The sequence below is a fragment of the Thermoanaerobacterium sp. R66 genome (assembly GCF_028895185.1).
In the GTDB taxonomy this organism is placed as follows: domain Bacteria; phylum Bacillota; class Thermoanaerobacteria; order Thermoanaerobacterales; family Thermoanaerobacteraceae; genus Thermoanaerobacterium.
Map to the genome: position 1 here is coordinate 217,864 of NZ_JAEUWW010000001.1, position 22,970 is coordinate 240,833.

Here is a 22,970-nt window from a genome sequence, read left to right on the forward strand (position 1 = left end):
GAATATGTATGAATCCATATGTCCTAAGTTTTCAAGAAATCGATAAAACCAAACTTGCACTTGTCGGTGGCAAAGGTGCAAACCTTGGAGAATTGTCAAGAATCGATGGGATACAAGTGCCAGAGGGCTTTTGTGTTACCACCGAAGCGTATAAAGAAATTATTGAGGCTAATGAGGGGCTTCGTTTACTGTTGGACCAATTGTCACTTCTAAAAGCAGATGACAGGAAAGGCATCGGTGAAATCAGTGCTAAAATCCGCAAAGTCATCGAAGGAATATTTATACCTAAGGCAATAGACAATGAGATTGCCGGTTATCTTGAACAGCTTGGGGAGAAAAATACCTATGCTGTGCGTTCCAGCGCCACAGCGGAGGATCTGCTGACAGCCTCATTTGCAGGTCAGCAAGATACGTATTTAAATATTATTGGGAAGGAAGATATTATTAAGCATATTCGCAAATGCTGGGCATCGCTGTTTACAGATCGTGCTGTGACCTATCGTATTCGAAATGGTTTTGATCATCGTAAGGTTTATCTGGCTGTGATTATCCAGAAGATGGTCTTTCCAGAGGCGTCTGGGATCATGTTTACTGCCGATCCTATTACTGGAAATAGAAAAGTTTTATCTATCGATGCAAGTTTTGGGCTTGGTGAAGCGCTGGTTTCTGGGCTGGTAAATGCGGATAACTATAAAGTACGGGAAAGCAGGATAGTTGATAGAAAAATTTCAATCAAGAAATTGGCTGTTTATCCTATAAAAGATGGAGGTACGGAAAAACATCAGATCGAGACCGAACGACAGAATATGCAGACACTTACAGACGAACAAATATTGCAACTTGAAAAAATTGGCAGAACAATTGAGGCTTATTTTGGTTGTCCACAGGATATCGAATGGTGCCTGCGTGAAAATAAATTCTTTATTGTCCAGAGCCGTCCCATAACCACTTTATACACTATTCCAGACGTACAGGATGGGAAAAACCATGTGTATATGTCTTTTGGTCATCAGCAGATGATGACTGATGCTATGAAACCATTGGGATTATCCCTTTTTAAGATATTGTCCGACGAGTTTCCACTGATTGAAATCGGAGGGAGGCTGTACTTCGATATCGCGCCCGATTTGGCTTCCTTCACGGGACGAAAGACCGTGGTCGCAGCCACGCGCGGTATGGATCCTCTCATGCACAGTGCGATCATGAATATAATAAAGCGAAAAGAATTCATGAAATCATTGGCACATGGTGTAAAGGCCTTTAGTATGAAGGGGTATTTCTCATGGTCGATACCCATTCAGTTTATCAAGCTGTATCGCAGCAACGACGTGTCCATTGTTCGAACCCTGATGTCCCGGAATGAGGCAGTTGTTAGAGAACTACAGCAAAGGATCTCAAACCTGTCCGGAGACGAACTGTTTGACTTCATTTTAAAGGCGATTAAACAAATAAAAGAAGTCATGTCGCAAGGTATGGGCGTGGTTTTTCTCGGAATATATGCAACTAGTTGGATTAACAAGAAAATGGAAAAATGGCTGGGTGAAAGAAAGGCGGCAGATTCACTTTCTCGATCGGTAGCCAACAACATTACCTCTGAAATGGGGCTGGAGCTGCTTGATGTAGCAGACATCGTCCGTCAATATCCGTCAGTCATGGATTATTTAAAACACGCAAATGATGAGACTTTTTTTCAGGACATGGCAATGTTGGAAGATGGCAATGTTGTAGGTAAATCCATACGGGCATATCTTGAAAAATATGGATTTCGCTGTCCAGGTGAGATCGATATCACCAGGCCTCGGTTCAATGAAAAGCCGACCGCCCTTATCCCTATGATTCTTAGCAACACCAAGAACTTTGAGCCGGGTGCTCATAAAGCTATATTTGAACAGGGCTTAATGGAAGCAGAACAGAAGGAACAAGAACTCCTGACTCGTTTAGAAAAATTGCCTGGTGGGAAACAAAAGGCAAAAAAGACAAAGAAAATGATAAGCATTTTGCGTAATTTTATTGGATATCGGGAGTACCCGAAGCACTTGATGATGAAGTGTTTCTGGATCATCAAGCAAGCTTTGCTGATGGATGTCGCCCAGCTCGTGCAAAATGGAGTTATCCGTGAGAAGGAAGATATTTATTATCTGTCTTTTGATGAACTCTGGGAAACCGTTCGTACAAATCGCCTTGATTACAATATCATAGAGAAGAGAAAAGAGGAATATAAGTTATTTGAGGGATTAATACCATCCCGTATAATGACCTCTGAAGGTGAGGTTATATCAGGTGAATATGATACTGCTAAAATTCCTAAAAATGCACTGGCTGGTATACCAGCTTCATCTGGTATCATTGAGGGTCGAGCGCGTGTTATTTTAAAAATGGAAGATGCTGATCTAAAGGAAGGAGATATTTTGGTCACTGCTTACACTGATCCAAGTTGGACGCCAGTATTTGTATCTATAAAAGGCTTGGTAACAGAAGTAGGTGGAATGATGACCCACGGTTCTGTTATTGCAAGAGAATACGGCTTGCCTGCGGTTGTAGGTGTAGAAAATGCTACGAAGCTTATTAAAGATGGGCGAAGAATACGAGTTAATGGAACGGATGGATACGTAGAAATTTTATAGTGGGGAAGATGTTTTCTTCCCCACCCATTTGAAATGAAGTAGATTAATATATTGAGAATAAGATGCTATAATAGAAAAAATGTAATTATTTTACATCCAGTCTATTAATGTGAAATGTTTCATCTAAAAAATCAAAGCCTTGTTCTTTGAAAAAGTTCCATATCCATTGATTCATGCCTATCATTTCTATAGGATTGTAATGAAGACCGAATAATTTTTGTGCTGGATTTATGTAGCCGTTTTTTTCAACATTTGCTTTTACTTTGTCTGCAAAGTCTTTTCCATTAACCATTGAAGCGATATTATAAAGCTCATCTATCAAATAGCTGTTTTTGTCATTGATGAACGTGTTGTTGTTTTGATATTTTTCTCTATAATATCTTTCGATTTCATCATCGCTTAATTTATTGTACTTCTCGTCAAAAATGACTGCACCTTTTTGAAGCTTTCTTCTCGTATTTAGTGTACCTTTTATATTTCCAAGGCACATAGCGAGAACAGGTATAGTGAGCTCTGGCAATTCTAAAAGATCTTTCATTTCTTCATAGCGTAAATTTGGCGTACCCAAATAAACACTGCCTATACCTTTTAAAGTACATGCACATTCAATGCTTTGTGCAACACACATTACATCCTGTAAAGAGATGATAAATTCTAAAAACGATCTGTTTCTCCCGTAAGGCGCTACATTTATTTCACACCATCTTTTCTGCTTGTAAAAATCCAAAAGAAATACTAAAACAGTATCAGATTTTTCAATGAAATTTTGGCCAAGCAGATCTTTAAGTTTTGATTTTTTATTTTTGTCCCTTATCTTAATTATGGTACATGGTTGAGTATTGCCTCCGCTGGCAGCATTTAAACCAACTTCTAATATGTCATTTAAAACGTCATCGTCGATAGGGATATCTGAAAAATTTCTACAGCTTTTTCTATTTTTCAACAATTCTATTGCATCCATTTGGCAGTCCTCCTATTATCTTTGTTAAATGGAAATTATCCTACCATACTGTACTTACCATATAGTATTATATTAACACTAAAGTCAAGTATTTTCTTTAATAAGTTTTTATAGACTAACGGTCGGTAAGAAAGATAACTATTTAAAGACTGACTTATTACATGGATTTCATGATTTGAGAAGATATTTTAAATTGACAAAGATCATAATGAAAAGTATAATTTTTGTACAAGATAAAAACACAAGTTTGTACGCAATTTGTTAGTGGTCTTTATAAAAAGGAAGGATAATACATGATAATAAGTGTCAGCAGAAGGACAGACATACCTGCATTTTATAGTGATTGGTTTTACAGTAGAGTCAAAGAAGGTTATGTTTTAGTCAGAAACCCATTTAATTATCGTCAAGTAAGTAAGATACCTTTAACACTTGACGCTGTAGATTGTTTTGTGTTTTGGAGCAAAAATCCTGCAAATATGATTGATAATCTTCAAATTATTGATAGATATCCGTACTATTTTCAGTTTACATTGAATCCTTATGATGATAAGATTGAGAAAAATGCCCCAAAGAAATCGAGAATAATCGATACATTTAAAAAATTGTCAGACAAAATAGGACCAAATAGGGTCATCTGGAGGTATGACCCCATCATCATAACCAAAGCTGTTAACGAGGAGTACCACTATAAATATTTTGAAGTATTATCATCGAAGCTTCAAGGTTACACATCAAAGTGTATCATAAGCTTTGTGGATTTTTACCCTAAAGCAAAGAAAGGCCTTGAGAAGATAGGCGCTTTTGAGATTAGCGATGAAGATAAAGTAAGGATAGGCAGGAGGCTTGGAGAAATTGCGGAGGCATGTTCTATCAAAATTGAAACGTGCGCAGAAGAAATAGATTTGTCTCAATTTGGAATAGAGCATGGAAGATGCATCGATCCCCATTTGATTGAGGAAATTTCCGGTCGCAAAGTCAAAGATGGGAAAGACAAAAATCAAAGAAAAGCATGTGGTTGTGCTGCTAGTGTAGATATAGGAGCTTATAATACGTGTATGCATGGGTGCGTTTATTGCTATGCAAATTACAGTAGTAGTGTCGTCGATGGCAATATGACTTTATATGATGTTAATTCTCCATTATTGTGCAGCAGTATAACAGATGAGGACGCAATAACGGAAAAAACAGTTAGTTATTTGACACCAAGCCTAAAATTCATTCAAAAACAGAACCCCATTTCATATTTCTGGCTTTCTTATAAATATCTCCATCGCTTTTTTTGACTGTGACTTTCTTGATGCCATCATTTGTGCACAAATCCAGTATTATGTGGCCTTTTCTTATCTGTGGGTGCCTTATGATTCTGCCTTTTATCGTTTTGCAAGGCTTCTTTGATACACAGATGTATGAGAATTTTTCATCTTCATACGAAAGTTGTCCGTTTTTGACTTTTCTGTGTATGCTTGCCCGTTGTATGCGGGATGAAAAGTGACACCAGTCATCATCATTTATTGGACATCCATTAGCGTGAGAACACGGGGATATTACATGGGCACCAAAGGATACTAAAATTTCCCGTGCTCTTTTTATATTAGAAAAACCGATTTTAGTTCCTGGCTCTATGATGATCAGCATGTCATTAGCACTTTCCCACAGTTTTTTTATTATTTCTCTCTGTACATCATCATTCATTTCACCTATGGAGTACGAAGCAATTACCATATCGTGTTTAGACAATACAGACAAATTTTCCAAGTCTACTTCCATCCAAATGGAATTCTTAATAGAGTTATTGTTTGAATTTGCTGACAGGTTTTTGCCAATTTTTATCATGTTCTTGTTTTTTTCCAAAAGCGTTATTTGTTCAACATCATTCCATATTGAGGTTGCTGCCCACATTGCAGTACCTGGGCCTGCGCCTACATCCAAAATTGATTTTGGATTAATATTACTGCATATATCTTTTATATCTTTTAAAACTGCATATATAGCGCCAAATGTAGCAGGCATCCTGTATGAAATGTATGCAACGGCTTCTTCGTATGTAGAAATGTATTTGTCATCAGTATTTCTGTATCGATTAGAAATGTCAGAAACTAAAGAAATCAATCTATTTACGGGTATTCTGCTTGATTCTTCTTCTATGCCATTTAAAAGTTCTGCTGGTATTTCCATCAAAAGAACAGCCCTTTCTATGCGTATTTACTCATATATTATACCATCTTAAATGAATTTATGTTATAATTCAATTCGAGAAATTTTCTACTTCCATAGATGTGTTAAAGGACTTGATGCGATGGTTAAGGAAAAGATAAAGATTTCGGTCAGAGATTTGGTTGAATTTATATTGAGGTGTGGAGATTTAAACAATGAGTTTTTAGGCAGCAGCAATTTAAGGGCATTGGAAGGGACAAAAATTCACAAGAAAATTCAAAGTTCCAAAGGCGAGAATTACAAAAAGGAAGTAACGTTAAGGTATGAAAGAGAATTTGATGAGTTTATCATTGCTATAGAGGGTCGTGCGGATGGCATCATTGTAGATGACGACAATGTGGTAATTGATGAGATAAAGACTACGAGTGCTAATTTAGATGAAATAGATGAAGGCTATAATCCTTTGCATTTAGCACAGGCAAAATGTTATGCATACATTTATTCAGTTCAAAATGGCTTGAATACCATAGGCGTTCAACTTACGTATTATCAAGTCGACAATGATGAGATTAAATATTTTAGATATACATATTCTATAGATGAGTTAAAAACTTTTTTTGATGACCTTGTTAAGAAGTATTGCAATTGGGCAAGCATGTCATACAATTGGATAAAGGAAAGAAACAGCTCTATAGAAAAAATTGATTTTCCATATAAAGATTTCCGAAAAGGGCAAAAAAAACTTATGGCATCTGTCTACAAATCGATTGAAAGTGGGAAAAAACTTTTTGTTCAAGCTCCAACAGGGATAGGGAAAACCATATCTACAATATTCCCATCTTTGAAGGCGATGAAAAAAGGGTTAACTTCAAAGATATTTTATCTTACAGCAAAGACGATAGCCAGAACGGTGGCAGAGGAGACATTCAATACGCTGAGAGGCAAAGGGCTTAAAGTAAAGACATTGGTTTTAACTGCTAAGGAGAAAATATGCTTTAATGAAAAAAACGAATGTACGCCTGAAGCATGTGTGTATGCAAAAGGTCACTTTGATAGGATAAACGATGCTATAATGGATATATTTTTAAATGAAGACAATTTTAATCGTGCAAAAATTGAGGAATACGCCCAAAAACATATTGTATGCCCCTTTGAGCTATCACTTGATTTGTCTTTGTGGGCAGAAGTCGTAATCTGTGATTACAATTATGTCTTTGATCCAAACGTTGGACTTAAAAGGTTCTTTCAAGACAAAACTGATTTTACACTTCTTGTGGATGAAGCCCACAATTTAGTGGATAGATCAAGGGAGATGTTTTCAGCGGAATTATACAAAAAAGATTTTTTGTCGTTAAAGAAGGAGATTAAAGGTAAAAGCATCAAGCTTGAAAGGGCATTGTCAAAAATCAATTCAGCGTTTCTCAAATTGAAGAAGCAGTGTAACGAAAATAGCTATCTTGTGACTAATGAGATGTTTAGCGATCTAAATGGATATTTAAGACAATTTATAAGGGAAGCGGAGTTGTTTCTTTTAAATGAAATAAAGCCGATTGTTAAAGATGCAATCATTGATCTGTATTTTGAAGTGATTAGATACTTGAAGGTTTCTGATATGTATGATGAGTCATATACGACTTATGTTGAGAAAAAAGGCGATGATGTGAAAGTCAAATTATTTTGCTTAGATCCTTCCAAGTTGCTTAGTGAAATACTTGAAAAAGTGCGAAGTACTGTGTTTTTTTCTGCAACGCTTATTCCTATAAAGTATTATATGTCTTTATTAGGTGGTAGTCGAGAAGATTATGGTGTTTGCCTTGATTCGCCATTTGATACTAAAAACAGGATGGTACTTATTGCGAATGATGTGTCTACAAAATACAAGGATAGAAAGAAAACCTTGGAAGAAATAGTTGAGTATATACATACAGCAGTATCAAAGAGAAGCGGAAATTATATTGTGTATTTTCCATCTTATGAATATTTAAACATGGCGTACGAGATTTACAAGGAGAGGGCTACTGGCTATTTACTTAAACAGGAAAGTACAATGAAAGAAAACGAGAAAGATGATTTTTTGAGAATGTTTGAAGACAGTCAAAATGGTGTTTTGGCCTTTTGTGTACTGGGTGGAGTTTTTTCGGAAGGCATTGATTTAACAAAAGACCGCTTGATAGGTGTTATAATAATTGGTGTAGGCATACCGCAGATATGCCTTGAAAGGGATATTATTAGAGAGTATTTTGAAAGGAAATATGGACTGGGCTATGAATTTGCTTACCTTTATCCTGGTTTTAACAAAGTCATGCAGTCAGCAGGGCGTGTCATAAGAACTGAGGAAGATAAAGGTATAATTTTACTTATAGATGAAAGATTTTTGCAAAAAAATTACATTAGGATATTTCCTAAAGAATGGTTTCCATATACAAAGGTGAATAAATGCAATTTGGGATTTCATCTTGATAGTTTTTGGAGGAATTTTTAATGGTAGATGTATACGCTGTAAAAGTAACGAGAAATATCGAAGAATATGAATACAGTAAATTGTTAGCTTTTGTCTCAGAAGAAAAGAGACGAAGGATAAGCAAGATTAAAAAGCGTGAAGATGCTGTAAGGACGCTTTTGGCAAATGTAATGCTTAAGATTATATTGATTGAAAAATTTGGATTAAATAATGAGGATATTGTAATTTATAATAATGAATATGGGAAGCCTTTTTTGAAAGACAAAAGCATATTTTTCAGCATATCCCATTCATATCAATGGGTATCTGTAGCCGTTGATAGAAAAAACCTTGGCTTAGACATTGAAAAAATTAGAGATGTTAACTTGAATGTGGCTAAACGGTTTTTTTCCTGTGATGAGTTTGAAGACATGTTGAGGGCACCGGATAAAATAGACTATTTTTTTACTCTTTGGACTTTAAAGGAAAGCTATGTAAAGATGTTAGGAGTGGGGCTTCATATACCGTTAAGTTCTTTCACCATAAAGATTGGCGATGAAATTAAGCTTTTAAGCGAGAAAGATAATAAATATCATTTTAAACAGTTTTGCGTAGATGATGACTATAAAATGGCTGTATGTGCTGAAAGTGATTTGTTTTGCAATGAAGTTAACATTGTAAGCATTGATGAAATTTTAAATTTTATATAATTTATGGTATAATTTAGAAAAAAGAGAGGTGATATTATGCAAAAGTCAGTTGAGCTTACGTATGGATCTAAGACATTGAGAGGTATGATGCACATTCCTGATAGTGCAAGCGGAAAAGTACCAATGGTAGCTATATTTCACGGCTTTACTGGCAACAAAGTAGAGTCCCATTTCATATTTGTAAAATTGTCGAGAGAGCTGGAGAAGGTAGGCATTGGCAGCGTCAGATTTGATTTTTATGGTTCTGGAGAAAGTGACGGAGATTTTATGGATATGACATTCAGCGGTGAAGTAGAAGATGCAAGGCATATCTTAGAATTTGTCAAAAATCACCCGGCTACAGATGTTGATAATATAGGAATATTAGGACTTAGCATGGGTGGTGCGATAGCTGCGATTATTGCAAATGAGCGCAAAGACATCGTCAAGTCATTAGTGTTATGGGCCCCTGCTTTCAACATGAGAGATATAATTATACTCCAATCTCAAAGCGAAGCCGGAAATTTGCTTAGCCAACATGGATTTGTGGACATAGGAGGTCTTGCCTTAGGGAAGGGATTCGTATCCGATATAATTGACATCGATATTTTCCAATCTGCAAGAGGATATGACAAAGATGTACTTATAATTCATGGGACTAAAGATGAAGCTGTTCCATACACCGTATCTGAGGAAATTTTAAAGACGGTTTACAAAGAAAAAGGTCATAGAGTATCAATAGATGGTTCAGACCATACGTTTAATAGGCTTGATTGGGAGAAAAGAGCCATAGATGAGTCTGTAGCTTTTTTAAAAGAGAAATTAAGCTAAAAGGGCCAGTTATTGGCCCTTTAAAATTATACTTCCGCTACAAGTTTTACAATATTCAATATTACTTCCACAGCTTTTTCGATAGCAAAAGCAGGTATGTATTCGTATCTGCCATGGAAATTGTGACCGCCAGTGAAGATATTGGGAGTAGGAAGGCCCATGTAAGAAAGCCTTGCACCGTCTGTTCCTCCTCTTATTGGGGAAATATTAGGCTTAACATCAGATAGTTCCATGGCCTTTACTGCAATATCGACTATCCTCATATCTTTTTCTATTATTTCTCTCATGTTGTAGTATTGATCTTTTAAATCTATTTCAACAGTATTTTCGCCGTATTTTTCATTTAAGTTGTTGATCAAATTTATCAGATAATTTTTTCGGTTTTCAAAGTTTTCTTTGTCGAAATCCCTTATTATGTATTGCATGTGGGTTTCTTCTACGTTTCCATCAAAATTGGTCAGATGATAGAAGCCTTCATATCCTTCCGTATTAGCAGGTGTTTCCTCAAGTGGAAGCATGGAAGCAAGTTCTACCCCGATCAATACTGAATTTTTCATCTTACCCTTTGCCATACCTGGATGGACGTTTCTACCGTGTATTGTTATTTTGGCTGAAGCAGCGTTAAAATTCTCGTACTCTAACTGTCCAATGCTTTCACCATCGATTGTATATGCAAAATCTGCTCCAAATTTTTCTACATCAAATTTATCAGCACCTCTTCCAATTTCCTCGTCTGGCGTAAAGCTTATTTTTATCGTGCCATGTTTTATTTCAGGGTGCGAAATAAGATATTCACAAGCTGTGATGATCTCTGCAATGCCTGCTTTGTCATCAGCGCCTAATAGAGTCGTCCCATCTGTTGTAATCAAAGTTTTTCCTATGTACTGCTTTAATTCAGGAAAATCATTTGGCGACAAGACTACATTAAGATCTCTATTTAGAACTATATCATTTCCATCATAGCTTTCTATAATCTGAGGATTTGCATTTTTTCCTGACATATCAGGACTTGTATCCATATGAGCTATAAATCCCACAACAGGCACATTTTTATCAATGTTTGATGGTATCACGCCCATTACATAGCCATTTTCATCAACAGAAACGTCTTCAAGCCCTATGAATTTCAATTCGTCAGATAAGACTTTTGCAAAAGCCATCTGGCCTTCCGTGCTTGGGCATTTCGAAGAGTTTTCATCAGATGTCGTTTCATATTTTACGTACCTTAAAAACCGTTCAACTGCAGTTTCCAATATTACCCCTTCTTTCACAAAATATTCTACAATTTAATTTTATCACTTATAAAAAAATTTTAAAAGAATTAAAGCCTGGACTGTCACCAGGCTTAATAAAACTCTACTAATAAATGGTCATCAATTTCTACAGGAATTTCACTTCTTCTTGGTAGTTTAATTAATTTGCCTTCCATTTTATCTACATCGACATTGATATATGGTGGAATATTATTTCTGCCTATGCTTTGTTTTATAATAGGTATATTTTTACTTTTTTCGTTAACAGAGACGATGTCTCCGACATTTACCTCATAAGATGGGATATTCACTTTTTTGCCATTTACTAATATATGGCCATGCGAAACGAGCTGACGTGCAGAGTATATTGTAGGAGCAAAGCCCATCCTGTATACAATATTGTCAAGGCGCCTTTCAAGAAGTGAAAGAAGTTTTTCACTTGTCGGTTCCTTGCTTTTTAGTGCTTTTTCAAAATACCTTCTATACTGTCTTTCCTTGACGTTATAGATTGATTTGAGTTTTTGTTTTTCAAGGAGTCTTCTACCGTATTCAGAAAGCTTTTTGCCTCTAGCTAGCCCATGCTGTCCAGGAGCGTACGGCCGCTTTAACGAAGGACACTTTGGGCTACCGCATAGGGGATGTCCTACAATTCTGCACATTCTATGCTTTGGTGTTACTACTCTTGACAACTGCTCACCTCCATTTTATAATGATAATCATTATCAATTAACTACATCCAAATTATACAGTATGGAATAAAATTTATCAAGTATTTTCTCAAGTATATTTTTTATCAAAGAACTAAAAAATATGCAAAAACCCGGCATTAAGCCGATTTTTTTAAAACTTCTCCCAATGGATTACATCTTGCAATGATTTTTTGTTTCTTGGGGCCGGATTGTCTTGACTGTATCCTAATGGGATGATGGAAATCATCCTTAGATTAGAAGGAACGTTTAGCCGCTCATTAATGTCATTTTCGTAACTGCGGTCATATCCAGCGACCCAGCATGAAGAAATGCCGTGTGCCTTTGCTGCTAACATTATGTTTTCTGTTGCGGCTGCTCCGTCTTCCAGATGATGTCTATTGTCTTTCTCGCAGTATACTACGACACATGCTGCCGCATCTTTTATAAATTTGCCGTATGTAGCCTTCTCTGATATAAACTTTAGAGTCTCTTTATCAGTGACAACCACAAAATGCCATGGTTGAGCGTTGTTTCCTGACGGAGCCAATCTTCCGCAATCGATTATGTCCTCTAAAATATTTTTTGGTATTGGCTTATCTTCAAAAGTTCTGACAGCTCTTCTTTGTTTTAATACTTCTATTGCATCCATTTAAAACACCTCCATCTATATTATAACCACAATAAATTTGATTTCAAAATTTATAAAATATTTATTGACGATAAACTATCATTATGCAAAAATAATAGTAAGATAAGGGGGAGATATGTGATGGGTAGCATTGAAGGTAGAATCGGCGGTGTATTTGCAGGATATGACATATATGCGCTGTTAGAAGATGGAAATGTTAATGGAAGAATTGGAGGTTCTGTCATTGGTGATGATATAAACATAAAGTATTCTTTGACTGATGGTACTATCAATGGAAGATTTGGGGGAGCGATTTTTGGAAAAGACATATCTGGCAATATCGGAAGTGATTTTGTAGATGCCAGGATTGGCGGTAGTATTGATGGGCATGACCTGAAACTGAAACATGAAGGGAATACAGTTTATGGCAGATGCGGAGGCATTGTTGATGGATTTGACGTTCTCATAAATTTTCAAGGGTCTACCGCAACAGGCAGATTAGGCGGCACATTCGATGGTTTTGACGTTGAGTGCCAGTGTGTAGATATAGAGCCAATAGTGTCAGCTGTGATAATTGCATCAGCATATTATCTTTACAAGAAAAAACAGAATCACGGTTCTGCAGGTGTAAATACTAATTAATTGAATTCAATTAAATTTATGGGAGATGATTTTATGTCAAGGCTTAAATACATCATTGAGCTTAAAGAATATTATGGCATTGACTTAAAGAGGATAAATCACGCATTGAAAGTGCTTAATTATGCTGACAGGATTGTTTACGGTGAGAATATTGCAGATGAAAAGATGAAAAAGGTCATATACATAAGTGCAATTTTGCACGATATTGGCATCAAAAAGGCTGAGGAGAAGTATGGCAGCTCATCTGGCAAATATCAGGAGATAGAAGGGCCACCGATTGCAAGAGAAATAATGCTAAAAAATAATGAAGATGAGGATATTATAGATAGAGTTGCATACATTATAGGTGGACACCATACGGCGTCTAAAAATGATGGAATCGATTTTCAGATAATATGGGAATCAGATCTTTTAGTCAACATCGAAGAAGACGAATTGTACAAGGATAAAGAAAATGTGGCAAGTATTATTGAGAAAAATTTTAAGACACAGACAGGCAAGATGATTGCAAACGATATGTTTCTAAGCTAAAGCTTGATAATATGTATTATATGGTATAAAATATGAGATGTAAAAAAAGATTGGAGGTTTACATATGACAAATGTATTGAACTTTGATTATTCAAATGCGCTAAACTTTGTCAATGAGCACGAAATATCATATCTTGAGAAGCAAGCGCTTCTATCATTAGATATGGTGCTTAACAAGACAGCTCAGGGAAGCGATTTCCTTGGATGGGTTGATTTGCCTAAAGATTATGATAAGGAAGAATTTGCTCGCATTAAAAAAGCTGCAGAGAAGATAAAATCAGATTCAGATGTACTTGTGGTTATCGGTATTGGTGGTTCATATTTAGGTGCAAGAGCAGCGATTGAGATGCTTACACACTCATTTTACAATGTTTTACCGCAATCTGTTAGAAAAGCGCCAGAGATATACTTTGCAGGAAACAGCATAAGCTCTACATATCTTCAAGATTTATTAGAAATATTAGAAGGAAAAGATGTTTCTATAAATGTAATATCGAAATCTGGCACTACTACAGAACCAGCTATAGCTTTTAGAGTTTTCAGAGATTTCCTGGAGAAAAAATACGGAAAAGAAGAAGCAAAGTCAAGGATATATGTTACGACAGACAGGCAAAAAGGTGCCCTTAAAAAACTGGCTGACGAAGAAGGATACGAGACTTTTGTGATTCCTGACGATGTAGGTGGAAGATACTCGGTTTTGACGGCTGTAGGTCTGCTTCCTATAGCGGCTGCAGGAATAAATATCGATGAAATGATGAAAGGTGCATACGATGCATCTATAGTCTTCAAAAAGCCGGACATCAAAGAAAATTTAAGTATGCAGTATGCTATTGTAAGAAATGCTCTTTACAGAAAAGGAAAATCAGTTGAAATTTTAGTCAACTATGAGCCAAGGCTTCACTATTTTTCAGAGTGGTGGAAACAGCTTTTTGGTGAAAGTGAAGGAAAAGATCACAAAGGAATATATCCTGCTTCAGTTGATTTTTCTACAGATTTGCACTCAATGGGACAATTCATTCAAGATGGCAGCAGGATAATGTTTGAGACTGTCATAAATGTTGAAAGACCACTTAAAGAAATAACTATAAATGAAGATAAAGATAACATTGACGGGCTTAATTTCTTGACAGGCAAGACAGTTGATTTCGTAAACAAGAAAGCTTTTGAAGGTACGGTGCTTGCTCACAATGACGGCGGAGTGCCTAACCTGATTGTGAATGTGCCTGAGATATCGGCTTACAATTTTGGATACCTTGTATACTTCTTTGAGATGGCTTGTGGCATAAGCGGTTATTTAAATGGCGTTAATCCGTTTGATCAACCAGGCGTTGAAGCGTACAAGAAAAACATGTTTGCACTTTTAGGCAAACCAGGTTATGAAAAAGAGAAAGAAGAATTGGAAAAGAGGCTAAAGAGATAGTTATGAAAGATATGCCGATTGGCATATCTTTTTTTGTCAGAATGATTTCATGTATAATATTATATATGAGAATTGTTTTTGGATGGTGATGAAATGGAAGTTGGCATATCGACGGCTTGTTTTTATCCTGACTATCTTACAGAGGAAACGATTCCTATAATAGCTAAAATGGGCATAAAGAGTGTAGAAGTTTTTTTGGAATCTTACAGCGAATATGATGAAGATTATTGCAAAGCTATGAGGGATGATTTAGATAGATACGGCATTGAAGTTAATTCAATACATGCTATAGGCACTCAGTTTGAACCGCAGCTTTTTTCAGCAACTGAAAGGCAAAGGAACGATGCCTCAAAGATGCTTATTAAAGTCTTGAAAGCAGCAAAGATACTTAAGGCAAAAATATACGTTTTTCACGGACCTGCTGTTAAAAAAGATACGACGCCTAATATTGATTTTGACAAGATTGCGAAATATGTGGATTATATAGCTGATACATCAGGAGAATATGGGGTTAAATTTTCTTGGGAAAATGTCTATTGGTGTTGGTTTGCATATCCAGAATTCGCTACATTCATAAGACAGGCTGTGAAAAGCAGAAATGTTTATTTTACATTGGATATAAAGCAGGCGATGAAAAGCAAGAAAGATCCATTTGAATACTTAAAATCAATGGGAGATAAACTCGTTAATGTCCATTTATGCGATTACGATGATTGCGGCAGTTTGTACCTTCCAGGCAGAGGAAGTTTTGACTTTGCAAAGCTTAATAGAGAGTTAAAAAAATTGGATTACAATGGATCTATCATAATGGAAGTCTACAGAAACAACTATAAGGATATTGATGATTTAAAAGAAGGCATTGAATACCTAAAAAGCATCTTTGAAAAATAAAGATAAGGGAAGTAAACCCTTATCTTTAGACTTTTCCTGGCACCATCTGCTTTATTCCGCTTGAATCTAAGGCGATGCCATAGCCATACGCCTGCGTAGAGAAATTCAGTTCAGCTTGTTGCAATGGTATGCCTTTGATAGTGACATTTTTAAGCTCACCTGTGCCTACACCTCTTTTAGCACATTGAAACAAGTAGTTGACGCCTTGAGGCATAAGTCCAAACATTCTGGCACCTACTGTATCTGTTGCTACAGGATCTGTTCCTGCTATTATCATGTTTGCATTGATAGGCTTTCCTTCTGATGGCCCTGTGCCTATCATCGCTTCTTGACCGCTTAATATTGTAAGATCTATAGATATTTTTTCAGCCATGGCCCTTATGAAATTGTGAAGGTCATCGTGTATGCCTAAATTTTTTTTGGGAAATCCGTGTATTTCTGCGGGAGGCCAGCTTAAAGCTATGTTTTTTATTCCAAGCGATACTGTAGCTTCTTCGTGCATTTTCATTTGAGTGAATGAAATTAGTACATCCATTTTTTCATAAAGTTCATTTACTTTTGTTGATTTTAAAAGACAGTCGTCCAGCAGCAATTCTACGTAAGGACCGTAATTTAGATCTACAAATTCTACGCCTTCTTCTGAAATGACTTTATCAAATCCATTGTCAGATAAAACTTTAGGCGTAGGATCTCCACCAGAGCCGGCGGCAATCACAATCCTGCCAGGATTTTTAGACTTTACGTATCTTATAAGGGCTCTCAATGTATCTGGTCCTACTATCGTACCGCTTTGAGGAGGCTTGCTTTTAACGAAATTTGGCGTTATTACAACGGTATTACCCGTTTCGATTAGATTTTGCAAAGGTAATAAGTTTAAAGCGGTATTTAAGTTTTGTATCTCATCAGGGCCAGATGCTATTGCTACTACTGGTTCTACAATTTTTCTGTACCTCATAAAATCACCTCATATATATGATTTGCATTTTATCAAAAATTAAAATATCTAAGCAAAAAGCCTAAGTAATTTTAACATTTCAACAAATATTTCATTGACAATTGTACCAGAGGACGGTATCATATAATTTAATAAATTAATATAGTAAACTCTTATCAAGAGTAGCGGAGGGACTGGCCCTATGAAGCTCGGCAACCGGATATCACGGTGCCAATTCCAGCAGCATATCGCTGAAAGATGGGAGCAAAAATATCTCTTCTTTTGGCGAAGAGTTTTTTTATTTTAAGGAGGGGTCGTTTTGCGAAATTCTGAAAATTTGTGCCAGAAACTTAAAAATAAGCAATTTGTCATAACCGTGGAGATATCGACGCCAAAAGGAGCTGATATTTCGAATTCTATTGAAGAAGCGAAAAAATTATATGGAATAGCAGATGCATTAAATATAACTGATTGTCCTATGGCAAATATGAGAATGAGCCCTATTGCATTGGCACATCTTTTGCAAAATCATCTAAATATAGAAACCATATTTCACTTAACGTGTAGGGACAGAAATCTTATTGGCCTTCAAGCAGAGCTTTTGGGTGCGTATGCTCTTGGAGTCAGAAATATCCTTGCCCTTACAGGAGACGATCCAAAACGAGGTGATGTGCCACAGGCAACAGGCGTGTACGACGTAGATTCTGTAGGTCTTGTGAAGATAGCAAAGTCGCTAAATGATGGCTTTGACTACAACGGAAATAAGTTGGAATCATCTACAAATTTCTGCATAGGGACAACAGCAAATCCAAATGATTTAAGACCTGAATCAATAGAAAAATTAAGGACGAAAATAGAATGTGGAGCATCTTTCATACAGACTCAGCCTGTCTACGATGATGAGATTTTATACAGATTTCTTGATGCCGTAGAGCAATTTGATATTCCGGTTTTAGTAGGGGTGCTACCCCTTAAAAGCTATAAGATGGCTGTTAACTTGAACGAAAAGGTGCCTGGCATCGAGATACCTGAAAAAATAATAGACAGGTTGAAAAACGGTGAAAAAGGTGAAGGGACAAAAATTGCAATAGAGTTTATAAACAAGATAAAAAATAAAGTGGGTGGTGTTCATATCATGCCACTTGGCAAGACAGATATAGTTGTTGACATTGTAAATGGCGTAAAGAACATGAGACAAAATGATATAGAAGAAGTATTGTAGTCATCATAAGGAGATGTTGCAATTGGATATTTTTAAGAATTTAAAGAATAGCATAATCGTCTTTGACGGAGCAATGGGCACTATGCTTCAGAAAAAAGGACTTAAAACAGGAGAATGCCCTGAATATTACAATCTCTTACATCCGGATATTGTGTACGAAATCCACAAGTCGTATATTGATGCAGGGGCAGATGTTATTGAGACAAATACATTTGGCGCCAATAGGATAAAATTAAAATCTTACAATCTTTCAGATAAATTGCCTGAAATAGTCAAAAGCGCAGTACAGATAGCCAGAAAAGCTGCTGGTAATAAAGCCGTTGCTCTTTCTATAGGGCCTATTGGCGAACTGATGGAACCTTTTGGCAAGCTGACATTTGACGAGGCTTATAGTGCCTTTGCAGAGGTTGCTGTAGAAGGGGAAAAAGCCGGTGCTGATTTGGCACTTATTGAGACTATGTCAGATATATTAGAAGCGAAGGCGGCTATTCTTGCTGTAAAGGAGAATACTAATTTAAAGGTAATTTGTACCATGACGTTTCAAGAAGATGGAAGGACGCTTATGGGGACAGACCCTGTTACAGCAGTAGTAAGTCTTCAAGGGCTTGGCCTTGATGCCATAGGTGTCAATTGCTCTACGGGACCTGACATGATGGCAGACATAGTGAAGAAGATGGCTGAAGTTTCAAGGATACCAATTTTGGCGCAGCCAAATGCAGGAATGCCTCATTTAGAGGATGGATTGACTCTTTACGACATTACGAAAGAGAAATTTGCCGTCGAGACAAAAAAGCTTTTAGAATGCGGGGCATCTATTGTTGGTGGTTGTTGTGGGACGACTCCAGAATTTATTAAGCTTTTGAAAGCTGAGATACATGATACAGAGAAAAAAACTGCCGTGAAAGAATACACAGCAGTTTCATCAAATACAAAGACTGTTTTCATAGGCAGCGATTATCCTGTGTGTGTAATCGGCGAAAGGATAAATCCTACAGGAAAGAAGAAATTGAGTGCAGCTATCAAAGAAGGCAATTATAATCTGATCTACGATGAAGCTGTATCGCAGGAAAAACTTGGCGCAAGCGTACTTGACGTGAATATTGGTGTGCCTGGCATAAACGAAGAGGAATTGATGCCTAAAATCGTTTCGCAGGTACAGAACATCGTCAATGTGCCATTGCAGATAGATAGTAGCAATGTAAAGGCGATTGAAAAAGCGGTAAGGATAGTCAGAGGTAAGCCTATTATAAATTCTGTCAGTGCAAAAGAGAAAAGTTTACAAGAAGTATTGCCTATTGTCAAAAAATACGGCACAAGTGTTATAGGACTTACAATAAGTGATGACGGTCTTCCTAAAAATGCAGATGAAAGGCTTAGAAACGCTGAGAAGATTGTAAAAGCCGCTTTAGAGTATGGAATACCAAAAGAAGATATAATAATTGACTGTATCGCACTTACAGTGTCATCTGAGCAGACAGCAGCAATAGAAACATTAAAAGCCATCAATCTTGTTAAGTCTAAGCTTGGAGTAAGTACGGTCATAGGACTTAGCAACGTATCTTATGGATTGCCTGAGCGGCAACTTATAAATACTGCATTTCTTGCGATGGCGATATCATACGGCTTAGATGCTGTTATAGTCAATCCAAATGATAAGATAACAATGGATATATTGAACGCTTCGATGGTCTTATCATCAAGGGATAAAAGATGCGAAAGATACATAAATACATATAAGAAAGATGATGGGATAAATAAGACGCAAGTATTATCTGTAGGGAAAAAAACAGATAGTAATGCAAGCGAGATGCTTTACAGAAATATATTAGATGGCAAAAAGGCTGATATAGATAGATTAGTGATGGAAATACTTAATGAAGGATTAGAACCATTAAGCATAGTAGATAATACGATAATACCTGCGCTTAAAGATGTAGGAGATAAGTATGACAAAGGGATATATTTTCTTCCACAGCTTTTAAATTCAGCAGAAGTCGTTGAAAGTGCTTTTAAAGTTTTAAAGGAAAAGATGCCTAAAGGTATGGGCTCTAAGGGTAAAATAATACTGGCAACAGTTGAAGGCGACATACACGATATAGGTAAAAATATAGTAAAAGTACTGCTTGAAAATTATGGCTATGAAGTTATAGATCTTGGGAAAGATGTTAAACCATCTATAATTGTAGATGAAGTAAAAAGGACAAATGCGAAGCTTGTAGGGCTTAGTGCACTGATGACGACTACGTTAAATAATATGGAAAAGACCATTGAAGTGTTGAGAAACATAAAGGACCTAAAGATAATGGTAGGCGGTGCTGTCCTTACAAAAGATTATGCATTGAAGATTGGAGCCGATTACTACGGAGCCAACGCGCAAGAAGCTGTAAGGATAGCAGATAAAGTGTTTAGTGAATTAAATACGAATTGAGCAGACAAAAAGCCGGTATAGCCGGCTTTTTTAAAATATTTTTTTGCTTCTTAGATGTTCTTGCACCAGATCCAAAGTCTCTCCGAATCTCTGGAAGTGTACAATTTCCCTTTCTCTTAAAAACCTTAATGTATCTTTTACACAAGGATCGTCAGTTAGATTTATAAGGTGTTCATACGTTGCCCTCGCCTTTTCTTCTGCTGCCATGTCTTCGTGAAGATCTGCGATTACGTCGCCTTTTGCTTGGATATATGCAGCACTCCATAGCATACCTGTCGTATCGCTGTAGAAAAGAGCTCTATCGTGTTCTGTGTACTGTTCTCCAAGGCCTTCCTTTTTAAGCTCCTCTACTGGCACACCTTTCAGTAACTTAAAGACCAATGTGGCAATTATTTCCAAGTGCCCGAATTCTTCTGTGGATATGTCTGTCAATGTTCCCTTTGCTTGGCCTGTAGGCATTGTGTATCTTTGAGTTTGGTATCTCAATGCCGCCGCTAATTCACCATCCGGTCCACCATACTGTGCAATTAAAAATTTGGCCATTTTAATGTCTGGTTTACATACATTGGCAGGGTATTCTAACTTCTTTTCATACACCCACATAATATCACCTCTTTAATATTGGATTTCCCATGGCCATGGATCATCTACCCATTTAAACCTGTTGCATTGTGAAGGTGTTTCGCCAAAAGACATCAATGGACCGTAAAGCTGCTCATATTGCGCCTTTAGAGATCTTGACTGCTGGCTATAGTAGTTGTAGTCTCTAAGTGCTTTTTGGTCATCAGGATGTGTGTCAAGGTATAGATTTAAATCGATACAAGCAAAATCCAGTTCCATTATTCTTTTGATGAGAGCTACTTGATTCGCGTCCATTGTTAGTACCCCCTCATTTTTTCTTCCATGTAAGGTTTATCTAATTCTGGGAAGATAGTTCCGCGCTTTAAACCTTGTTCAGGAGGATATGATGATACATATCTTTGCATTGGAATATACGCTTCAGCTAAACCTTTTTGACCTACGTCATAGCTTTGTATATAAAATCCATTATACTCATACATATATAAAACCCCCATTTAATGTTTTCGATATATAATATTCAAAAATATATATTTGTGTGATAATATGCGGATGCAGGTTGTTTTGACGTATTCTGCTTTGTATGGTATATATATTGTATATAAATTAGGTTAGGAGTAATGCGATATGAAGAAAAACGATGAGGTAATGATTTATATAGATGATATGAATTTAGATGGTTATGGATTATCACATTTGGATGAAAATATCATTAAAGTGAGAGGCGCCGTTAAGGGACAGAAAGTAAGGGGAAGAATAAAAAAAGTAAAAGGCAAAGAAATTGAAGCAGATATCGTAGAGATACTCGAGAGATCACCTTTAGAACATGATAATGTATGCAAACACTTTGGCAAATGTGGTGGCTGTGCATATTTAAATATAAATTATGAGAATCAATTAAGGTTAAAAGAAGATTATGTAAAAAAGCTTCTTGATGAAGCAGGCGTAAAAGATTTTGAATTTTTAGGAATTGTAGGGAGTCCAGATGTTTTTTCGTACAGAAACAAGATGGAGTACACTTTTGGAAAAGATGACAATGGCGCGGCACAATTGGGACTTCATGTAAAAGGCAGGTATTACGATATTATAACGACGGATGACTGCAGGATTGTAGACAGCGATTTTATTGCATGTTTAAAAAATGTTTTAAATTATACAAGGCAGCAAGGTTTACCATATTATAATATAAAGACACACGAAGGTTATATGAGAAACTTAGTCATTAGAAAAGCAACAAATACAGGTGAAATCCTCATAAATATAATTACAACATCCAAGATAGAACACGATTTTAGTAAACTAATAGATGAACTTAGAAGTATAAAATTAAATGGTAAACTTGTAGGCATATTGCACACTGTAAATGATAGCTATTCTGATGCAGTTAAGTGTGAAAAACTTACAGTTTTGTACGGCAGAGACTATATAATGGAAGAAATACTTGGTCTTAAATTTAAGATAAGCGCATTTTCATTTTTTCAGACTAATTCAAAAGGTGCAGAGAAGCTCTACAGCATAGCAAGGGAATTCGCAGGTGAAATATCCAATAAAGTTTTATTTGACTTGTATTGCGGTACTGGGACTATAGGGATAATAATGGCTCCATTAGCTAAAAAAGTAGTAGGCATAGAACTTGTCGAAGAAGCTGTCGATGCTGCACGTGAAAATGCGCGATTAAATGGGCTTAGTAATATACAGTTTATAGCAGGCGATGTCGCACAAAAGATAAGGGAAATAAACGAAAAGCCAGATGTGGTTGTGCTAGATCCTCCAAGACCAGGAGTAAACCCAAAAGCTATAATGGACATCATAAAGTTGAACCCAGAAAAAATAATCTACGTATCTTGCAATCCTGTGTCCCTGGCGAGAGATTTAAAGATGCTTACTGAAAGACAGTACAAAGTGGAAAAAGTAAAATGCGTTGACATGTTTCCTCACACACATCATGTGGAGACGGTGGCGCTGTTGACAAATGTAAAAAACAAATAAGCACCTAAAAAATGATTTAAATACAGGTTTTTTCCGTGATTTGCCATTTGCCGAAAATGTGCTTT

21 protein-coding genes and 1 riboswitch are annotated in these 22,970 nt (G+C 36.4%); of the genes, 12 read left to right on the forward strand and 9 right to left on the reverse strand.

The annotated features are described in order from the left end of the window. Positions 1-8: 8 nt before the first annotated feature. Positions 9-2,624 carry a phosphoenolpyruvate synthase gene (gene ppsA, locus JJQ93_RS00960; RefSeq protein ID WP_274892434.1) on the forward strand — a complete coding sequence of 872 codons (2,616 nt, stop codon included), beginning with the start codon at positions 9-11 and terminating at the stop codon, positions 2,622-2,624. Between the two features lie 85 nt (positions 2,625-2,709). Here ppsA and JJQ93_RS00965 read toward each other — a convergent pair whose 3' ends face one another. Then, complete coding sequence (locus tag JJQ93_RS00965) at positions 2,710-3,585, reverse strand: nitroreductase family protein (protein ID WP_274892435.1); 876 nt, start codon at positions 3,583-3,585, stop codon at positions 2,710-2,712. Positions 3,586-3,878: 293 nt separating this feature from the next. On the opposite strand from JJQ93_RS00965, the gene JJQ93_RS00970 reads away from it, so the two are divergent. After that, a complete protein-coding gene (locus JJQ93_RS00970) occupies positions 3,879-4,868 on the forward strand; it encodes a DUF1848 domain-containing protein (protein ID WP_274892436.1) in 990 nt (329 codons plus the stop codon). On the opposite strand, the gene JJQ93_RS00975 is transcribed toward JJQ93_RS00970, so the two are convergent. Next, the gene (locus JJQ93_RS00975) at positions 4,801-5,760 is read right to left on the reverse strand and encodes a small ribosomal subunit Rsm22 family protein (protein ID WP_274892437.1); all 960 of its coding nucleotides are present in this window, start codon (positions 5,758-5,760) and stop codon (positions 4,801-4,803) included. The genes JJQ93_RS00970 and JJQ93_RS00975 overlap by 68 nt on opposite strands. A gap of 52 nt (positions 5,761-5,812) precedes the next feature. On the opposite strand from JJQ93_RS00975, the gene JJQ93_RS00980 reads away from it, so the two are divergent. Genes JJQ93_RS00980 through JJQ93_RS00990 form a run of 3 tightly spaced genes read left to right on the forward strand, consistent with a single transcriptional unit; the run spans position 5,813 to position 9,699 of the window. Continuing rightward, positions 5,813-8,221, forward strand: coding sequence for a helicase C-terminal domain-containing protein (locus JJQ93_RS00980; protein WP_274892438.1), 2,409 nt, complete (start codon positions 5,813-5,815; stop codon positions 8,219-8,221). After that, on the forward strand, positions 8,221-8,889 hold the full coding sequence (locus tag JJQ93_RS00985) for a 4'-phosphopantetheinyl transferase family protein (RefSeq protein WP_274892439.1): 669 nt from the start codon (positions 8,221-8,223) through the stop codon (positions 8,887-8,889). Before JJQ93_RS00980 ends, JJQ93_RS00985 begins: the two co-directional genes overlap by 1 nt. Positions 8,890-8,925: 36 nt before the next feature. Then, a complete protein-coding gene (locus JJQ93_RS00990) occupies positions 8,926-9,699 on the forward strand; it encodes an alpha/beta hydrolase (protein ID WP_085112876.1) in 774 nt (257 codons plus the stop codon). A gap of 26 nt (positions 9,700-9,725) precedes the next feature. Here the strand turns inward: JJQ93_RS00990 and pepT are convergent, their stop codons facing one another. The 3 genes from pepT to JJQ93_RS01005 all read right to left on the reverse strand — a co-directional run bounded on the left by pepT (position 9,726) and on the right by JJQ93_RS01005 (position 12,290). Then, a complete protein-coding gene (gene pepT / locus JJQ93_RS00995; RefSeq protein ID WP_274894026.1) occupies positions 9,726-10,952 on the reverse strand; it encodes a peptidase T in 1,227 nt (408 codons plus the stop codon). 92 nt (positions 10,953-11,044) lie between these two features. Beyond that, positions 11,045-11,641, reverse strand: a complete 597-nt coding sequence (gene rpsD, locus JJQ93_RS01000) for a 30S ribosomal protein S4 (protein ID WP_274892441.1) — start codon at positions 11,639-11,641, stop codon at positions 11,045-11,047. A 151-nt stretch (positions 11,642-11,792) separates the two neighbouring features. Next, positions 11,793-12,290, reverse strand: a complete 498-nt coding sequence (locus JJQ93_RS01005) for a nitroreductase family protein (RefSeq protein ID WP_274892442.1) — start codon at positions 12,288-12,290, stop codon at positions 11,793-11,795. A 120-nt stretch (positions 12,291-12,410) separates the two neighbouring features. Here JJQ93_RS01005 and JJQ93_RS01010 point away from each other — a divergent pair, with 120 nt between their 5' ends. From JJQ93_RS01010 to JJQ93_RS01025, 4 genes are all read left to right on the forward strand, one after another. Beyond that, positions 12,411-12,911 carry a hypothetical protein gene (locus JJQ93_RS01010; RefSeq protein WP_274892443.1) on the forward strand — a complete coding sequence of 167 codons (501 nt, stop codon included), beginning with the start codon at positions 12,411-12,413 and terminating at the stop codon, positions 12,909-12,911. 33 nt (positions 12,912-12,944) lie between these two features. Continuing rightward, positions 12,945-13,442 (forward strand): HD domain-containing protein, encoded by a 498-nt coding sequence (locus JJQ93_RS01015; RefSeq protein ID WP_274892444.1) that lies wholly within the window; start codon positions 12,945-12,947, stop codon positions 13,440-13,442. 64 nt (positions 13,443-13,506) lie between these two features. After that, the gene (locus JJQ93_RS01020; RefSeq protein WP_085112871.1) at positions 13,507-14,862 is read left to right on the forward strand and encodes a glucose-6-phosphate isomerase; all 1,356 of its coding nucleotides are present in this window, start codon (positions 13,507-13,509) and stop codon (positions 14,860-14,862) included. A 78-nt stretch (positions 14,863-14,940) separates the two neighbouring features. Beyond that, complete coding sequence (locus JJQ93_RS01025; protein ID WP_274892445.1) at positions 14,941-15,753, forward strand: sugar phosphate isomerase/epimerase family protein; 813 nt, start codon at positions 14,941-14,943, stop codon at positions 15,751-15,753. Between the two features lie 25 nt (positions 15,754-15,778). Here JJQ93_RS01025 and JJQ93_RS01030 read toward each other — a convergent pair whose 3' ends face one another. Beyond that, positions 15,779-16,708 (reverse strand): DUF362 domain-containing protein, encoded by a 930-nt coding sequence (locus JJQ93_RS01030; protein WP_274892446.1) that lies wholly within the window; start codon positions 16,706-16,708, stop codon positions 15,779-15,781. Positions 16,709-16,857: 149 nt separating this feature from the next. Then, a riboswitch (SAM riboswitch) is annotated at positions 16,858-16,952 on the forward strand. Positions 16,953-17,006: 54 nt separating this feature from the next. Between JJQ93_RS01030 and JJQ93_RS01035 the strand changes: the two genes are divergently transcribed. Both JJQ93_RS01035 and JJQ93_RS01040 read left to right on the forward strand, forming a co-directional pair. Continuing rightward, positions 17,007-17,909, forward strand: coding sequence for a methylenetetrahydrofolate reductase (locus JJQ93_RS01035; RefSeq protein WP_274892447.1), 903 nt, complete (start codon positions 17,007-17,009; stop codon positions 17,907-17,909). A gap of 22 nt (positions 17,910-17,931) precedes the next feature. Further along, positions 17,932-20,337, forward strand: a complete 2,406-nt coding sequence (locus tag JJQ93_RS01040) for a homocysteine S-methyltransferase family protein (RefSeq protein WP_274892448.1) — start codon at positions 17,932-17,934, stop codon at positions 20,335-20,337. Positions 20,338-20,367: 30 nt separating this feature from the next. On the opposite strand, the gene JJQ93_RS01045 is transcribed toward JJQ93_RS01040, so the two are convergent. The 3 genes from JJQ93_RS01045 to JJQ93_RS01055 are packed head-to-tail and all read right to left on the reverse strand — an operon-like array spanning position 20,368 to position 21,398. Beyond that, positions 20,368-20,940, reverse strand: a complete 573-nt coding sequence (locus JJQ93_RS01045) for a manganese catalase family protein (protein ID WP_274892449.1) — start codon at positions 20,938-20,940, stop codon at positions 20,368-20,370. A 12-nt stretch (positions 20,941-20,952) separates the two neighbouring features. Further along, positions 20,953-21,213: a spore coat protein CotJB gene (locus tag JJQ93_RS01050; RefSeq protein WP_014758280.1), complete on the reverse strand. Its 261-nt coding sequence runs from the start codon at positions 21,211-21,213 to the stop codon at positions 20,953-20,955. Positions 21,214-21,215: 2 nt separating this feature from the next. After that, entirely contained in the window at positions 21,216-21,398 is a 183-nt protein-coding gene (locus JJQ93_RS01055; protein ID WP_014758281.1) for a spore coat associated protein CotJA, read from the reverse strand. A gap of 145 nt (positions 21,399-21,543) precedes the next feature. Between JJQ93_RS01055 and rlmD the strand changes: the two genes are divergently transcribed. After that, entirely contained in the window at positions 21,544-22,905 is a 1,362-nt protein-coding gene (rlmD, locus tag JJQ93_RS01060; RefSeq protein WP_274892450.1) for a 23S rRNA (uracil(1939)-C(5))-methyltransferase RlmD, read from the forward strand. Positions 22,906-22,970: the final 65 nt, after the last annotated feature.

Coding starts and splice junctions, on each gene's coding strand:
- ppsA (WP_274892434.1), top strand. CDS start 9: ATGAATCCATATGTCCTAAGTTTTCAAGAAATCGATAAAACCAAACTT.
- JJQ93_RS00965 (WP_274892435.1), bottom strand. CDS start 3,585: ATGGATGCAATAGAATTGTTGAAAAATAGAAAAAGCTGTAGAAATTTT.
- JJQ93_RS00970 (WP_274892436.1), top strand. CDS start 3,879: ATGATAATAAGTGTCAGCAGAAGGACAGACATACCTGCATTTTATAGT.
- JJQ93_RS00975 (WP_274892437.1), bottom strand. CDS start 5,760: ATGGAAATACCAGCAGAACTTTTAAATGGCATAGAAGAAGAATCAAGC.
- JJQ93_RS00980 (WP_274892438.1), top strand. CDS start 5,813: ATGAATTTATGTTATAATTCAATTCGAGAAATTTTCTACTTCCATAGA.
- JJQ93_RS00985 (WP_274892439.1), top strand. CDS start 8,221: ATGGTAGATGTATACGCTGTAAAAGTAACGAGAAATATCGAAGAATAT.
- JJQ93_RS00990 (WP_085112876.1), top strand. CDS start 8,926: ATGCAAAAGTCAGTTGAGCTTACGTATGGATCTAAGACATTGAGAGGT.
- JJQ93_RS01005 (WP_274892442.1), bottom strand. CDS start 12,290: ATGGATGCAATAGAAGTATTAAAACAAAGAAGAGCTGTCAGAACTTTT.
- JJQ93_RS01010 (WP_274892443.1), top strand. CDS start 12,411: ATGGGTAGCATTGAAGGTAGAATCGGCGGTGTATTTGCAGGATATGAC.
- JJQ93_RS01015 (WP_274892444.1), top strand. CDS start 12,945: ATGTCAAGGCTTAAATACATCATTGAGCTTAAAGAATATTATGGCATT.
- JJQ93_RS01020 (WP_085112871.1), top strand. CDS start 13,507: ATGACAAATGTATTGAACTTTGATTATTCAAATGCGCTAAACTTTGTC.
- JJQ93_RS01030 (WP_274892446.1), bottom strand. CDS start 16,708: ATGAGGTACAGAAAAATTGTAGAACCAGTAGTAGCAATAGCATCTGGC.
- JJQ93_RS01045 (WP_274892449.1), bottom strand. CDS start 20,940: ATGTGGGTGTATGAAAAGAAGTTAGAATACCCTGCCAATGTATGTAAA.
- JJQ93_RS01050 (WP_014758280.1), bottom strand. CDS start 21,213: ATGGACGCGAATCAAGTAGCTCTCATCAAAAGAATAATGGAACTGGAT.
- JJQ93_RS01055 (WP_014758281.1), bottom strand. CDS start 21,398: ATGTATGAGTATAATGGATTTTATATACAAAGCTATGACGTAGGTCAA.
- rlmD (WP_274892450.1), top strand. CDS start 21,544: ATGAAGAAAAACGATGAGGTAATGATTTATATAGATGATATGAATTTA.